Annotated in this window: 15 protein-coding genes and 2 riboswitches; of the genes, 1 reads left to right on the plus strand and 14 read right to left on the minus strand. The window is 53.9% G+C overall.

All coding sequences use genetic code 11. The features are described from left to right. Positions 1–102 precede the first annotated feature (102 nt). The 3 genes from KNP67_RS12310 to ade all read right to left on the minus strand — a co-directional run bounded on the left by KNP67_RS12310 (position 103) and on the right by ade (position 4,151). Positions 103–1,695 (minus strand): Na+/H+ antiporter NhaC family protein, encoded by a 1,593-nt coding sequence (locus tag KNP67_RS12310; protein WP_021065239.1) that lies wholly within the window; start codon positions 1,693–1,695, stop codon positions 103–105. Between the two features lie 112 nt (positions 1,696–1,807). Further along, positions 1,808–1,982, minus strand: a riboswitch (Lysine riboswitch). Between the two features lie 57 nt (positions 1,983–2,039). Further along, positions 2,040–2,324 carry a hypothetical protein gene (locus KNP67_RS12315; RefSeq protein ID WP_138859995.1) on the minus strand — a complete coding sequence of 95 codons (285 nt, stop codon included), beginning with the start codon at positions 2,322–2,324 and terminating at the stop codon, positions 2,040–2,042. Between the two features lie 117 nt (positions 2,325–2,441). Then, positions 2,442–4,151 (minus strand): adenine deaminase, encoded by a 1,710-nt coding sequence (gene ade, locus KNP67_RS12320; RefSeq protein ID WP_214756701.1) that lies wholly within the window; start codon positions 4,149–4,151, stop codon positions 2,442–2,444. Between the two features lie 120 nt (positions 4,152–4,271). On the opposite strand from ade, the gene KNP67_RS12325 reads away from it, so the two are divergent. Beyond that, complete coding sequence (locus KNP67_RS12325) at positions 4,272–4,799, plus strand: gamma carbonic anhydrase family protein (RefSeq protein ID WP_029596089.1); 528 nt, start codon at positions 4,272–4,274, stop codon at positions 4,797–4,799. Positions 4,800–5,241: 442 nt separating this feature from the next. Here the strand turns inward: KNP67_RS12325 and KNP67_RS12330 are convergent, their stop codons facing one another. From KNP67_RS12330 to KNP67_RS12380, 11 genes are all read right to left on the minus strand, one after another. Then, a complete protein-coding gene (locus tag KNP67_RS12330; protein ID WP_021065234.1) occupies positions 5,242–5,790 on the minus strand; it encodes a nitroreductase family protein in 549 nt (182 codons plus the stop codon). A 117-nt stretch (positions 5,791–5,907) separates the two neighbouring features. Then, positions 5,908–7,200 carry a diaminopimelate decarboxylase gene (gene lysA / locus KNP67_RS12335; RefSeq protein ID WP_058765694.1) on the minus strand — a complete coding sequence of 431 codons (1,293 nt, stop codon included), beginning with the start codon at positions 7,198–7,200 and terminating at the stop codon, positions 5,908–5,910. Then, entirely contained in the window at positions 7,170–8,258 is a 1,089-nt protein-coding gene (gene alr, locus KNP67_RS12340; RefSeq protein ID WP_021065232.1) for an alanine racemase, read from the minus strand. Before alr ends, lysA begins: the two co-directional genes overlap by 31 nt. A 13-nt stretch (positions 8,259–8,271) precedes the next feature. Continuing rightward, the gene (locus tag KNP67_RS12345) at positions 8,272–9,198 is read right to left on the minus strand and encodes a branched-chain amino acid transaminase (RefSeq protein ID WP_021065231.1); all 927 of its coding nucleotides are present in this window, start codon (positions 9,196–9,198) and stop codon (positions 8,272–8,274) included. A gap of 46 nt (positions 9,199–9,244) precedes the next feature. Beyond that, the gene (gene dapD, locus KNP67_RS12350; RefSeq protein WP_021065230.1) at positions 9,245–9,952 is read right to left on the minus strand and encodes a 2,3,4,5-tetrahydropyridine-2,6-dicarboxylate N-acetyltransferase; all 708 of its coding nucleotides are present in this window, start codon (positions 9,950–9,952) and stop codon (positions 9,245–9,247) included. Continuing rightward, the gene (gene dapB / locus KNP67_RS12355) at positions 9,930–10,679 is read right to left on the minus strand and encodes a 4-hydroxy-tetrahydrodipicolinate reductase (RefSeq protein ID WP_131472929.1); all 750 of its coding nucleotides are present in this window, start codon (positions 10,677–10,679) and stop codon (positions 9,930–9,932) included. Before dapB ends, dapD begins: the two co-directional genes overlap by 23 nt. Continuing rightward, a complete protein-coding gene (gene dapA / locus KNP67_RS12360) occupies positions 10,676–11,557 on the minus strand; it encodes a 4-hydroxy-tetrahydrodipicolinate synthase (RefSeq protein ID WP_021065228.1) in 882 nt (293 codons plus the stop codon). The genes dapB and dapA overlap by 4 nt, the downstream gene beginning before the upstream one ends. A gap of 12 nt (positions 11,558–11,569) precedes the next feature. Continuing rightward, entirely contained in the window at positions 11,570–12,565 is a 996-nt protein-coding gene (locus KNP67_RS12365; protein WP_214756703.1) for an aspartate-semialdehyde dehydrogenase, read from the minus strand. Positions 12,566–12,577: 12 nt separating this feature from the next. Then, positions 12,578–13,777: an aspartate kinase gene (locus tag KNP67_RS12370; protein WP_021065226.1), complete on the minus strand. Its 1,200-nt coding sequence runs from the start codon at positions 13,775–13,777 to the stop codon at positions 12,578–12,580. A 114-nt stretch (positions 13,778–13,891) separates the two neighbouring features. Further along, positions 13,892–14,072, minus strand: a riboswitch (Lysine riboswitch). Between the two features lie 77 nt (positions 14,073–14,149). Beyond that, positions 14,150–14,578 carry a GNAT family N-acetyltransferase gene (locus KNP67_RS12375; RefSeq protein ID WP_214756704.1) on the minus strand — a complete coding sequence of 143 codons (429 nt, stop codon included), beginning with the start codon at positions 14,576–14,578 and terminating at the stop codon, positions 14,150–14,152. Beyond that, positions 14,572–15,732, minus strand: coding sequence for an alanyl-tRNA editing protein (locus KNP67_RS12380; protein ID WP_021065224.1), 1,161 nt, complete (start codon positions 15,730–15,732; stop codon positions 14,572–14,574). Before KNP67_RS12380 ends, KNP67_RS12375 begins: the two co-directional genes overlap by 7 nt. Positions 15,733–15,788 lie beyond the last annotated feature (56 nt).

Raw genomic sequence — 15,788 nt, forward strand, 5'->3', positions numbered from 1 at the left:
TGCCGCTTGCTTGCGGCAGGGTTTGTTTGTTGGGGCTATGCCGTTGTGACGCAAAAAAAGGGGGCGTACCACGAAGTTGTGGTACGCCCCCTATCTAGATGATTACGCTTCGCGCTCAGCCCGCATATCGGCTGGTACGCGTCCGCGTTTTGAAATGATTTGTGCAATGATGAGAGCCACGATGAACGTCGCGAGGGCTGCAAAGAATCCAATCCACATCGATCCCGAAACACCGAGTACCAAATATCCGACAGCTGCCACGCCCGCTGAAATCAACGCGTATGGAAGTTGCGTCAACACGTGGTCGATATGGTGCGATCCAGCACCCGTCGAACTGAGAATCGTCGTATCCGAGATTGGTGAACAGTGGTCTCCGAACACCGCTCCGGCGAGAACAGCGGCAAGTGTCGGAAGCAAGAGCTCCGGCTCGACTGCCATAATCAAATCGGCTCCGATTGGAAGCATGAGACCGAACGTCCCCCAGCTCGTTCCTGTCGAGAACGCCATGAGACCGGCGATCATGAACAAGAGGAACGGCAAGTAAGATGGTGAAATCGAATCCGTAACGAAACTTGCCAAGTAGTCACCTGTCTTCATGTCACCGATGACGGCGATAATCGTCCAAGCAAACAACAAGATGAGCACGGCTGGCCACATGGCGCGAATTCCGCCCCATGTCGCTTGTCCATAGTCTTTCGCCGGAATCTTGCGGCCAATCAACAATAAGAGGGCAACAATCAAGCTGATGACAGCACCCGTTACGAGGGAACGTGTCACGTCTGTTGATTCGAACGCTCCGATCAACGAGAAGCTCTGACCGTCAGCGGCAAGCGCCTGTCCGCCCGTATAGAGCATGGCCGACACCGTAGCGATAATCAAGGCGATAATCGGAACGATCAAGTCACGTACTTTCCCGCCTTCATGTTCGTTCAAGTCTTCACTCATCCCCATCGGTGCACCTTTCGATGTATCGTAGAGCTCCCCTTGGAGGGCACGGAGTTCATGTGTGCGCATCGGTCCGATGGCAAGTCCCGTGTAGGCGACGTAAGCCGTCAAGAGAAGCGCGAATACCGCGTAGAAGTTCATCGGGATGATTTGGATGAACGCTGAGAACGATGAGTAGCTATCAATCGAATACTTCGCCAGGATACCTGCGATGATGGCGATGATATAAGCTCCCCAACTCGAGAGCGGACTGATGACGCAGACCGGTGCGGCAGTCGAGTCAATCATGTAGGCGAGTTTCGCACGTGATACTTTTTTACGGTCTGTGAGTGGCCGGCTGATGTTCCCGACGGCTAAACTGTTAAAGTAATCGTCGATGAAAATTAAAATCCCAAGTCCGAACGAGACGAGACGAGCACCACGGGCTGTCTTGACGTTTGAAGCGGCCCACTCTCCGAACGCGCGGGCGCCGCCCGACGTTTGGATGATCGATGACAAAATCCCAAGCAAGAGCAAGAACGCAATCAAGAGCACGTTCCATTCATTAATGGCTCCGTCGGCCCAGAATAAGGCGATGACGTTCGACCACAAATATTGAATCGATTCGAGCGGGTTAAAATTGTGAAGCAATAAGACCCCTGCAATAATCCCGACACCGAGTGACGGAATGACTTTCCGTGTTGTGATGGCCATAATAATGGCCAATAAAGCCGGTACGAGTGAGAGTACCGAAGTTGAATAATCTACCATGTGATTTCCCCCTCTTTTGTTAGAGATGAGGCCCCCCTATGCTTAAAAAAACGCAAAGCGAGGGCATCGGCAACAAAGCCGACACCCTCGCTGGATGTTCCGTCTTTCTTAGCCGACTTGGAGCGCTCCATACGTAAATATGTATGGCAGTCTGACGGGTATTTCCCGTCAGCCCAGCACAAAGTCAGAGACATGACTTTACACTTCGGCGATCTTGCCTTTCTGTAGTCTTCACCGTTGTCATCCTCGGACTACTTACTCATCAGCATCGCACCTCTACCTCATCGATAGCACGAATATTCATTTAAAGTTACGTCTAAATTATCATAGGTCATAGTGACTAATCAATAGTTTTTTTCATCTCGGATGATTTGTTTCAACACCGCGAGTGCAGCTTGGTCGTCTGACTCGACCGCTTTAAAGAAATCACTAAAGAAATGATACAAGACGAATCGTTCGGCGTGTGACGATGTATGGTCTTTAATCGTCAGTAAGACGAGTTGACGCAACCGCCGTTTCGTCCGCGTCTCGTCAGGCAATTCTTCACATCGATCCTGGAAGGCACGATACACAGAATTGATCAAATCCTCATGTTCATCATACGACCTGTTGTAAGCAACTTGTTCCATCTGTTATATCCCCCCTTTCCATTTGTACCGATGAAACTTGTCGTAACTATACCAACTTAAGCCGAGCCGTTCAATCGTTTCGGGTCGTTCTTAACAAAAATCATACGTTAGACTGACTTACGACTCGATGAATGAGAACGTCGTCACGTCGAATAGTCCCATATCGGTCAATTTCAAATCCGGGATGACCGGAAGCGCCAGGAACGACATCGTCAAATACGGGTTGAAGTGACGATGGGCCCCGACGACGTCGAGCGCATCGTTCAACTGTTCGAGCACGTCCGCCACTTCCGCATAAGGACGTTTCGTCATGAGTCCACCAATTTCAAGCGGTAAGACGGCCAGCACCTTGCCTTCTGACACCGCGACGACCCCACCGCCCACTTTTTCAAGCGTCTCGGCAGCGAGCAACATATCGTCCGGGCTCACCCCGGCGATGACGAGGTTATGGCTGTCGTGCGCGACCGTGGCCGCGAGCGCCCCTCGTTTCAAGCCGAAACCGGTTACCGGTGCGAGGGCCATATGACCCGTCCCGTGGTGGCGTTCGATGACGGCGAGCGTGGCGATATCTTGCTTGAGGTCGGCTCCGGACGCGTCAGGTGTGAAGACAAGACGCTGTCGCTTCGTCAAGAGACTATTCGGCAATACTTGAATCACATCGACCGCTTCTTCCTTCACGGCCAAACGGAACGAATCATCCGTCAAGTCCGGCAGCTTCAGCTCACCTTTCATCGGTTTCGGCACTTCAATCCCGTCAGCCTCGAACGTCGCCTCACCATCTTTAGCGACGACTTTCCCGTTCACGTAGACGGTGTCAATCGTTACCGATTCGACGTCTGACAAGATGACAAAGTTCGCGCGCTTGCCCGGGGCGATAGCACCCACGTCGGTTAGTCCATACGCCTCGGCCGCGTGCAGACTAGCAACGGCATAGGCCGTCTCTGGCTTGACGCCTTGTTTAATCGCCATGCGAATGTTGTAGTCGATCCCACCCTCAACGACGAGATCGTCCAAATGCTTATCGTCCGTACAGAATAAGAACCGGTGGGCGTTGCTCTCCGTGATGGCCCGGCTGACTTTTTCCACGTTCCGGGCAACCGACCCTTCACGAATTTGAACGTAAAAGCCGCGACGCACCCGTTCGAGCGCCTCCTCAGCCGTCGTACACTCATGATCGGTCATGATGCCGGCCGTGCGATACACATTCAACTGATCCGGGCCAAGACCTGAGGCATGACCGTCGACGACTTTTCCGGCAAGTTCTGTCTGGGCGATCTTTTGAAGCATATCCGCACTACCCGACTCGACGGACGGATAGTCCATCACTTCGCCGAGACCGTGTACGCCCGGATCTCCTAAAAACGGTGCCAAGTCCTCGGCGTATAGCTTCGCACCTGCGTGCTCGAACGGTGTCGCCGGCACACAGCTTGGGAGCATCATGCGCACATCGAGCGGCAAGCCTTTGGCATCCGCCAACATATACTCGATTCCGAGCGCCCCGTTGACGTTCGCAATCTCATGCGGATCGGCGATGACTGTCGTGACTCCGAGCGGCAGGACCGCCTTGGCGAACTCGTGAGGCGGTACCATCGATGATTCAATATGGACGTGTGAATCGATGAACGACGGTGCGAGCGTCCAGGACGGGTCGTGGTATTCCGTCTCCCCTTCGTAACCGTCTCCGATGGCCACGATGTATCCCGCATCGATAGCGACATCCGTGCGAATCGTCTCACGACTGTAGACGTCGATGACCGCCACATCTTTAAAGACGACCGCTGCTTTCTTTTTCTTCGCCGCGATGTCGATCAAATGTTGTTTCTCCATCTATGTGTCTCCTTTTTCCTACGTATTTTTACTATCTTAACAAGAATAATCTTTCAGACGCAATTTCTTTTTCAACTTATGCGACAATGAAAGCATATCTGTTTGAAAGGGGTTACACTTATGCAGTACAAATTAGGCAAATTGATGCCGCAAGTTGACGAGACGGTTTTTCTCGCACCTGGGTCCCACGTGATCGGTGATGTCACCATCGGCGCCCATTCCGGCGTCTGGTTCAACACGGTCATTCGAGGCGATGAGGGACCGATTCGCATCGGTTCTTACGTGAATATCCAAGACGGATCGATGGTCCACCAATATGAAGGTTCCCCGACAGTCATTCATGACCGCGTCTCCATCGGACATATGGCGATGATTCACGGCTGTGAGATTGAAGAAGGTTGTCTCATCGGGATGCATGCCACCGTTCTCGACGGTGCAAAAATCGGGAAGGGCTCGTTCATCGCCGCTGGTGCTCTCGTCACACCGAACATGCAAATTCCGGAAGGCGTCATGGTCATGGGCGTCCCTGCCAAAGTCGTCCGTCCGCTTAACGACGAAGATCGCTTCATCATGGAACGGACCGTCAACAAATATGCGAAACGAGCCGAGCAGTACAGACAGACGTGTGAACCACTGACATCCACATAAAGTTTGTGAAAGCGTTTACAAGATTCATAAAATGTTAACGATTTCCCCGATTTTTCTTTATGTTTCCTTTGTATACTGAGGATGTAGTCAAGCCGACGTGTCGAAAGGGGCCAATTTGTATGTATCCAAATCATGCCGAACTGATGTTAGACTTGTACGCTTCGTCCGTTAACCCAAGTTATTGCCTGCATATCGAGGATTCGTTCGATGATACGCTACAAGGTACACATCGAGAGGTTTGGGAACGACTGCAATTGGATAATAATATAGAGAAAGAAATTAAAACTGAGGGAACGTGAACACAATGATTCCAACGAATGTCATTCAAGACTGGCTTGCAGCCAAGTTAAAAAAATAAACTGAGCGCTCACATGAACGGCTCAGTCTCATTGACCTATAAAGATTGGCCCGGTCGTAGTCACCTACGCTCGGGCCTTTTCGTTCACTCAAAAATTGTCAAACTAGCGTCAATCGATTGACGTTGCTTCGTCGGTGGCACGTCTTCGTAACGACCGAGCTGGAGTAACCCGACAAACGTCTCCCCTTCAGCTCCAATCATCTCTTGAAGCCTAGCATCCTCAAAAATACCGCCCGTCCGCCAGACGAGGCCGATTTGTTGCTCACTACACAATAAATGAAAGTTTTGAATCATCGTCGCCGTCGCGAGTAGCGCATCTTTCTTCCCTTTGTCCGTCTCGAACGCTTTCGTCGTCACGTAGACACATGCGGCCGCGTTACGAATCCGCCCGGCGATCTTCTCACGTTTCGATTCCGGTCCATCTTGAAACGCCGGTTCGAGCGCCTGAAGCAAGACGTCTTTTCCATCCCCGTTGAACAAATAGAGATTCCACGGTTCGACTTTGTTATGAAACGGCGCTTGGTGAGCTGACGCCAACAACTCATAGAGTACTTTCGTCGCAATTGGTTCTTCCGTGAACATGCGAATCGTCCGCCGCGATTCAATCAACTGTTGTCCTGCTGTCTTTTCCATTGAAGTCACTTCCCCCTCTGTTCTCTCTCCCCCATCATAATTAAAAGCATTTCTCATTTGAAGAAGAACGACTTCCATTAAAAAACGCATCCCTGAATCAGGAATGCGTTTATGGCGTCACGTCGATTGTCCGACAATCTCACAGGCGACCAAGTCTTCGAGCGTCTGTCTCCGGACGACGAGACGATGTGTCCCGTCTTTCACGAAGACGACGGCCGGGCGGAGCATCTGGTTATAGTTGCTTGCCATCGAGAAGTTATACGCTCCCGTCGCTTTGACGAGCAAGAGATCACCAGCTTCGACCGGCGGGATAAGCGAACGGTTCGAGATGATGTCTCCCGACTCGCAGCACGCCCCGACGATTTTCGCCTCGAGCGTCTTCGCTTCATCCATCCGTGTCGCCGCAATGACGTCATATTCAGCGTCATAGAGAGCGGGACGAATGTTATCCGTCATCCCTCCATCGACCGAGACGTACGTGCGGACACCGCTCACTTCTTTCACCGTCCCGACTTCATAGAGCGTCGCGCCGGCGTTGGCGACGAGCCAACGGCCCGGTTCAATGCCGATTTTCGGAAGCGGCAAGCCGAAGCGTTCCACTTCCGCGACGAGCGTGTCCATCACTTGCGTCATCGTGTCGGCGAAGTCGAGCGGGTCGTCCGACTCGAGATAGGCGACACCGAAGCCGCCACCGATATTCAAGACGTCGGCCGTATACCCCGTCTCTTGACGGATCGTCTCGATGAAGTTGACCATCGTTTTGACCGTATTGATGAACAGCGTCGGTTCTTGAATCTGCGAGCCGACGTGACAGTGAATGCCTCGCAGTTGCAGTCGTTCCGCTTGTAGCGTTGCTTTGATCGCTTCGAGATACGTATCATCATGGGTCGGGAAGCCGAATTTCGTATCGACCCCGCCCGTCTGAATCGCCTCATGGGCGCCTCCGACGACTTGTGGGACGATGCGGAGCAAGACATCGACGTCTACCCCTTGCTCAGCGGCCAGACCCGACAACAGCCCAATCTCACGCATGTTGTCGATGGTGAAGTGGGTAATTCCGTTCTCGAGCGCGAACGTGATGTCCTGCACCGTCTTGTTCGAGCCGTGGACGTGAATCCGGTCAGCCGGGACACCGGCGTGGAGCGCGACGAACATCTCGCCCCGCGAGACGACGTCGATGCTCAGACCCGCTGCCATCACTTTATCGTATACGGCCGCAATCGACATCGCTTTCGATGCGTACAGCGCGTACGTGTTCGGATACTTGTCGAGGAACGCGTTCCGGACAAGGTCGAGACGACGTTCGAGTTCAGGCTCGCTCATGATATAGAGCGGTGTCCCGTACGTCGCTTGAAGTTCACGGACGGACACGCCTTCGATCATACAAACTGATTGGTTGGTGGTGTACATACATTGCCTCCTTCAAAGCGATGCGGGACACGCCATGAGCGTGCGCATAATTGTTCTGAGTTATTGGCGTGACCGGTACGGGTCACGTCATCGATTTTCGTAAGATGGCCATACAGCTCCACACGATCTCCGACTTGTACGGTGTCATCGACGCGTAAAAAACTGTGGCTCATGAAAATGTTGCTGATGAACGGATAGGCTCGTCCTTCGATATGGGCTGGTAAGAAGCGCCGGGCTCGCATGAGTCCGTCACCATAGCCGACCGAGAGTACGGCGATGCGTTCTTTCGTCTCGGCCGTGTAGCCCGTACCGTAACCGACGTGGGCACCGGCCTCGATGTCATGCACGGCGACGACTTCTGTTTCCCAGCGAAACGCCGGGATGAGCCAATCGACCGGTTCGACCGAAGAGTAGCCATAGAGAAAGATACCGACACGGACGTGCGTGCAATGCCCGAGACGCGGGTCCGCTTGAAGCGTCGCTGCACTGTTGGCTGCGTGCACGATGTCGAACGTATGCCGCTCCATGAGACGATTCGACCAGTCGGCGAACCGCTCCACGTGCACACTGTGCTCGATTTCGGCGTTATCCGCGTCAGCGAGTGGGAAATGTGTACATAACCCGACAAGATCGAGCCCCTCGTCTTGGCAAAAGGCGACGATGGCCAACGCTTCCTGGAACGTCTTCGCACCGAAGCGGTTCATGCCGACGTCGAGCTTCAAATGAAGCCGGACCCCGTCGAGCTGGTCCCGTTGCGAGACGAGCCAGTCATAGGAACCGATGGCGACGTCAAGTTGGTCACGATGGACGCTTGTCCACTCGTATACCGGGTTCATGACAAGAACGCGTGCTTCCGGAGCTGATGCCCGGACCTCGCTCGCCTCGTCAAGCGTCGTCACCATGAAGTGACGCACCCCTTCTTCGTACAGTGTCGTCACAACTGGCTCCATCCCTAAGTTATAGGCGTTGTTTTTTACGACGGCGAACACCGGTCGGCCAAGCGCTTCAATCCGACGTTTGTTTTCGCGAACCGCATTCAAGTCAATTGTGACTCCCATACAAAAAACTCCTTTACTCTTTGACTCCAGCTTTGACGAACGTGACCCAATCACGGTGGCCTGCGATTTGTCCTGTCACAGCCTCACGGTAACGCGAGAGCATATTCGTCGCGACCGTTTGAACGCCGCCACCAATCGAAATATTGTCGATTTCGATGACGCTCGTCACTTCAGCCGCCGTTCCTGTTAAGAAAATCTCATCTGCCACATATAGTTCGTCACGTCCGATGTGGCGTTCGATGACCTCGAACCCTTCCTCACGGGCAAGTTCGATCACCGTTTGACGCGTGATGCCGTCGAGCACCGAGCAATCGAGTGACGGTGTGAAAATTTTGTTTCCTTTTACGAGGAAGATGTTGGCGACGCTCGCCTCGCTGACGTTTCCGTTCATGTCGAGGGCAATCGCTTCGTCATATCCATCACGGACCGCTTCTCCTTTAAGGAGTTGCGAGTTCATATAGTTCGCTGCCGCTTTCGCTTGCATCGGCATCATCGTCGAAGAGACGCGGCGATACGAGGCGACTTTCGCACGGATTCCGACCGTCTTGCTGAAATATTCGCCGAGCGGCCAGCACGAGATCGCGACGTGTACTTTTGTTTCCTGCGTCGGCATGAGTGCCTGCCAAGGTGTGCCGAGGAAAACGAATGGGCGGATGTAACAAGCTTCAAATCCGTTGCGTTCAATCAATTCGATTGTTGCTTGTTCGAGCTCATCGACCGTGTACGGCAAGTCGACGTGATAGTATGCACACGAACGAACGAGTCGCTCCAAGTGTTCACGGAGTCGGAAGATGGCCGGGCCTTCCTCTGTGTGGTATGCCCGAATCCCTTCAAAGAACCCACTACCGTAGTGAATTGCGTGCGTCATGATACTCGTGTTCGCATCACTCGGCTCGATCCAAGCCCCGTCTTGCCACATCCATTGTCCATACTGTTCCATTGTTCAACTCTCCCATTCATTTTTGATATTTTCTGTCTATTATACGTTACAGGGAGCGTAAGTCATCAACAAGTTGTGTTTTTTCTGCGGTTTTTTCATCTTTTTGCTTAATGACGCGGGCTGGTGTACCGGCAACGACGACGCCTGGCGGTACGTCTTGCGTGACGACACTACCTGCTGCGACAACGGCATTTTCACCGATGCGGACGCCTTCCAAAATGACGGCGTTCGCACCGACCATGACACCGTCTTCGATGATGACCGGATCTTTTGAAGGTGGCTCAAGAACACCCGCCACGACAGCGCCAGCGCCAAGGTGGACGTTTTTCCCGAGTGTCCCGCGGGCACCGATGACCGCGTTCATATCGACCATCGACCCGTCACCGATGACGGCACCGATATTGATGACAGCACCCATCATGACGACGACGTTGTTCCCGATTTGAACGTGGTCGCGAATGAACGAACCTGGTTCGATGCGGGCATTCAACTGCGTCGTATCGAGCATCGGTACGGCGCTGTTCCGGCGATCGTATTCGAGGTGCGTGTCCGTGATGACGGCAGCGTTCGCTTCTAGGAAAGCAGCCGCACGTTCAGCCGTTGTAAGGAACAGTTTCGACTCGTCTGTTCCAAAAGCTTTGGCATCTTCGATTGTCAGACCGGCCAATTGACCGTTAACGTACAATTTGACAGGCGTTTCTTTCTTGGCATCTTTAATGTATTGCGCGATTTCATAAGCGTTTGTGAGTAACATGAGTGGCCTCCTCGTATAGGTTCGTTAAATTGTATAGTCCGGCTGGGCGGTCAAGAATCGTTGCCGCCGCAGCGAGTGCCCCGTTCGCGAAGACGCGTTTGGACAGGGCCGTGTGTTTCAATTCAAGCATTTCGTCGTCTCCGGCAAAGAGGACGGTATGTTCTCCAAAAATCGTCCCCCCGCGTACCGAATGCATGCCGAGTTCATCGGCTGCACGCGCTTCGCGGCGCGGTGTCCGGTCATATACCGGTGTCACGTCGCGTTTCGCCTCGATGGCACGGGCGAGCAATTCCGCCGTCCCGCTCGGTGCATCGACTTTTTTGCGGTGGTGCGCCTCAATCACTTCGATGTCGTAACCGAGCGTGAGCGGGACGAGTTGGTCGAGCAACTGTTTCAGGAGCGCGATCCCATAAGACGTATTATACGACTGGAAAATCGGGATCTCCTGAGACGCCGCTTCAATTTTGACGAGCTCTGCTTCCGAGAAGCCCGTCGTCGCGATGACGAGCGGGATTTGCTTGGCTTTCCCGAACGCGAGTACGTCATCCAACAACGCCGGGTTCGAGAAGTCGATGACGACATCGACGTCGGCCTCGACATCTTGTATCGAGACGGGATGTTCCCCTCCGGCCGGTGAGACGATGGCTGCAACGGTCAAGTTTTGTGTCCGGGCGACTTCTTCGACGATCTGTCCCATCGCGCCGTATCCATGAATGAGTAAGTTCACTGTCTCACCTCATTGAACTGCTCCATTGCCGATAACAAGCGGGCCTCGGCCGTCGCGCTCATCGGGACGAGCGGGAGACGTGGTGCACCGAACTCGAAGCCGCGTGCATTCAATGCTGCTTTGACCGGAATCGGATTCACTTCCGCGAACAATTCGTCGATGACCGGGAGCAGTCGGAGCTGCCATGTGCGTGCCGTTTCCAAATCTCCGGCGAGGAGCGCTTCAGCTAATGCGACCGTTGCACCCGGATAGACGTTCGAAAGGACCGAGACAACACCTTGCGCCCCCCAAGCCATATAAGGAAGGATTTGATCATCGTTCCCGCAATAGACTGGGAACCCTTCCGGCACGTGCGCCATCATTTGAGCCATCACTGAGATATCCCCGCTCGCTTCTTTGAGCGCAGCGATGCGTGGGTGATCAGCGAGTTCCCCAACCGTTGCCGGATCAAGGGCGACGCCCGTCCGCGATGGTACGTTGTAGAGCATGAGCGGAATCGGTGACGCGTCGGCAATCGCTGTGAAGTGGGCAATCAGACCCGCTTGCGTCGACTTGTTGTAATAAGGCGTGACGACCATCGCCATCTCGGCTCCGAGTTCGGCGGCCCGTTTCGTCTTTTGAATGCTGAGCGCCGTGTTGTTCGACCCGGTTCCGGCGATGATAACGGCGCGGCCGGCAGCGACTTCAATCGCTTTGACGAGAAGCGTCTCGAACTCTTCGTCCGTGATGGTCATGCCCTCACCAGTCGTTCCCCCGATCACGAGACCGCTGACACCTTCTTTAATTTGATCTTCAATCAACGCTTCCCACGCTGTGAGATTTAGCTGACCGTCTGCTTGAAACGGTGTAGCGAGTGCGGTTGCGACTCCTGTGAACATATAATCTCCCCCTTATTTCGTAGCAGTCTGCCCAATCATGCATTGGGCGATTTGGACGGCGTTCGCTGCCGCGCCTTTTCGAACGTTATCAGCGACGCACCAAAGATGGAACGTGTTCGGCTGTGACTCGTCGACACGGATACGACCGACGTACACGTCGTCTGTCCCGTTCGCATCGAGCGGTGTCGGATAGACGAGCTCCGCTGGGTTATCCATCAAGACGATACCTGGCGCGTCCGCGAGCACGGCTTTCACTTCGGCGAGCGTCGCGTCGCGGTCGAGCGTGACTGTGATGGAGACGGCGTGGCTGTTGCGGACCGGGACACGGACACATGTTGCGGTGACACCGAGGTTCGGCGCGTTTAAAATCTTGCGTGTCTCTTCAATCATCTTCTGTTCTTCTTTCGTATAACCGTTCTCTAAGAACACATCAATGTGTGGCAAGACGTTATCGTAAATCGGATACGGATAGTTCTTCGGCTCTTCCCCACGTGCTCCGCGTTCCAAGTCTTCAATCCCTTTTTGGCCCGAGCCAGAGACGGCTTGATACGACGTATAGGCGACACGCGTCAATCCGTATACTTCCGCGAGTGGTGCGAGCGCGACGACCGATTGGATCGTCGAGCAGTTCGGGTTGGCGATGAGCGTCTTGTCCGGGCTCAGTTCGACTCGGTTCACTTCCGGTACGATGAGCGGAATGTCCGCCTGCATCCGGAATGCACTCGAGTTGTCGATGACGATGACACCTTGTTCACTCAGGCGAGGCGCATATTGTTCACTGATGCTCCCACCGGCTGAGAAGAGCGCGATATCGATTGGGTCCGCATAAATCGCGTCCGACAGTTCCCGGATGACGACGTCCTTGCCGTTCACGTTCACGGTCTTCCCGGCCGAACGAGATGATGCGTACAACATCAATTCGTTAATCGGGAATTCATACTCGGTCAATACTTCAATCATCTTTTGGCCGACGGCACCGGTCGCACCGACGACGGCTACGTTATACATGTGGCGTCCTCCTTATAACTTGAAGCGGGTCGCGATGGCCGCGACGGCTGCTTCGACGTCTTGTTCGTTAATCGTGTACGAGATGCTAATCTCGGATGTCGTGACTTGATAGAATGGGATTCCGCTCTCGCGGAACGTGGCGAACAGTTCGGCTGCGACACCGGTCGCGTCACGCATGCCGATGCCGACGACCGAGATTTTCGCATGCTCGGTATGACGGTCGATTTTGATTTGTGGGAACGTCTCAGTCAGTTCCGCGAGCGCCTCTTCGAGAAACGCTTCTTCATCGAGCGGACAGGTGAACGACAGGAATACTTCACCATCGAACGCGGTCTGACTGATCATATCGATATTGACATGACGCTGTGACAATTTCTCGAAAATGTCGGCAACTCCTGCCACCGAATGTGGAATATGTTTGATTGAGACGCTGAGCACGTTCTTCACGACGCTCACGCTCGTCACCGCTTTTTGTTCCATCGCCTGTGTCATATCCATGATCCATGTTCCTCCTTCGCTCGCAAGCGTCTTTCCTACAAAGATGTTCACATCAAATTTTTTCGCGAGCTCTACGCTACGCATCTCCATCACTTTCGACCCGAGCGCGCTCATCTCCATCATCTCGTCATACGAGACGGTATCTAATCGGCGGGCCGTCGGATGGATGCGCGGGTCAGCCGTATAGACACCGGCGACGTCTGTGTAAATCTCACAGCGTTTGCTGAGGACGGCGGCCAAGGCGACAGCGGTCGTATCCGATCCGCCTCGTCCGAGCGTCGTCACATCACCGAACTCGTTGACACCTTGGAAACCGGCGACGATGACGACGTCATATGTCCGGAGCTTCTCTTCGAGCACTTCTTTGCGAATCGCCTTGATTTTACTTTTCGTGTGAATGCCCATCGTGTCGATCCCGGCTTGTTGTCCGGTAAGCGAGATGGCAGCCACGCCTCGAGAGTTTAAAGCGATGCTGAGCAGGCTGATCGTCTGCTCCTCACCGACCGCGAGCAAGCGGTCCAGTTCACGAATCATCGGGCGTTCCGTGATTTGTTTGGCGAGTGACAACAGTGAGTCAGTCGTTTTCCCCATCGCGGAGACGACGACGACAAGTTTTTCTCCGGCCGCGGCCCGTGTCTGTAAATATTCGGAAATGGCCTGGATTTGTTCAATCGTGGCAACGGAGCTGCCTCCAAATTTCAATACGGTTGTCATCAGGTTCCCCACTTTCATGATGTCCACCAACAGAAAAAGCGGCAGACCGGTAGGAAGCACTCTCCCTACGGTCTGCCGCTTGTACGCGCAGTTGAAAAACGATTAAAGAATCGTTCCGTAGATAGCGCTCCATGGCATTTCATCCATGGCAGTGTAGGCGTTATTCACGACTACCCCAGCCTTCGTTCGTACGCATGCGAACGTCGACTTCGGCGAAATTCCCCTTTCGGCTCGATCCGGAATGCGTCCGTGTCGATCAAGCGTACTCATGTCATTCGCAACCTCTATCTGTCAGTTGTTAGTTTTAGTTATAACAAATGCATCCCGGCTTGCCAACCTTTTTTTAGAAAAAAGGAAAATTTCTAAAAACAATCACCACGTCTTCTTCATCATCCGATGCGGGATGTCCGCGTCTAAAAAATCGTCCCCGTACGCCTCATATCCGAGACGCTCATAGAAAGGGAGTGCCGTCAGTTGAGCGCCAAGTTTGAGCTCATGTAACTCGCTCGTCCGGGCGAAGGACTCGATAGCGAGCATAACCTCCTTGGCATATCCGTTGCCGCGCGCCGAAGCGAGTGTGGCGACGCGCTCGACTTTCCCGACCGCGTCACCGATTGGACGCAGACGCGCCGTCGTCACCGGCTCACCGTCCACTGTCCCGACGAAATGGATACAGTCTGGGTCAAGCTCATCATATTCGATTTCAGGGGCGATGCCTTGCTCGTGAATAAACACTGTCGCCCGCACAACCCGTGCCTGTTCAATCAGTTCTGCTTCCTTGCCGTGCTCAATCTTCAACATGATACCATCCCTTCCTGAAGCCGTTTCACGATTTCTGCCGTCGCGCGTTCCAACTCGATGACCGATTCGAATCGGGCCTGGGCTTGTTTATGACTGCCGCCACCGCGACCGATGCCGAGGTCGTCGAGCGTCCGTTTTAAGAATTTACCGATGGCGATGTCATGTGTCCCGTCATGCATGAGCCATAGCTTTTGACCCGTATGATTGGCTCCGACAGCGATTCGGCCCGTCGCGGCGATGCGTTCGACGATGGTCGTCGTCAACGTCTCCGCTTCCGTCTTACCGATATGGGTGATGACGTAATTGTCTTCCTGCAAAAAGGCAGCGACTTTCGCTTTCGCGACACGCGCCTCGAGCGCCTTCACTTCCTTGTCCCGCTCGAGACGAAGATTTCGTTCCTCGAGGACACGGGCAGCGACCGTCTCGTTCGTCGTCGATAACGTTTGGTGAATCGTCCGCAACGCCGTCCGTGACGAATGGATGGCGGACAAGGCCCGGTGACCGGCAACATACGTCAAACGAACGTTCCCACGAACTTTCTTCATCGAGGTCACATGGACGATTCCAAGTTGGCCGGTCGTCTCGACATGTGTCCCACCGCACGCGTTGTAATCGAGTCCCTCAATGTCGACGATCCGGATCATCCCGGTGCGATCGGTCGGTTTGCGTAACCGATCGACCTCGACCTCTGCGGACGCGAGTTCGTACGTGGAGACGGGACGGTTCTCAAAGATGATGCGTTGCACGTCTCGTTCCAACGACTCGATTTGAGTCCAATCGAGCGTCTCTGTCTCGATTTCAAGCGACGACTCCTCTTGTCCGATGCCGAAGCTGAGCGTCTGAATGCCGTATTCGTCTTCCAATAAAGCTGTCAACACGTGCTGAGCCGTGTGTTGAATCGAGTGGTCGTGACGGATCGCTTCATCGACTATGCCGGTCACGAACGTCCCACGTTCGAGCCCCGGTTCGACTAAATGCCAGACGACCTCCTCGACCCGTTGCACATCGAGAACGGGTTGTCCGTCGAGTGTTCCGACGTCCGGAGGTTGGCCCCCGCCTTCCGCATAAAATAATGTGGATTCAAGCGCGACCCACGTCCCGCGCGCATCGGTGCGCACGTCGGTCACCGTCGTTTCAAATTGCCATGGCTTCATCTTGATCGCCGCCTTTTCTGTAGGATATGTTCAGACAACTAGTCTAATTTGGTCTA

It is taken from the genome of Exiguobacterium sp. s157, assembly GCF_018618205.1.
In the GTDB taxonomy this organism is placed as follows: domain Bacteria; phylum Bacillota; class Bacilli; order Exiguobacteriales; family Exiguobacteriaceae; genus Exiguobacterium; species Exiguobacterium chiriqhucha.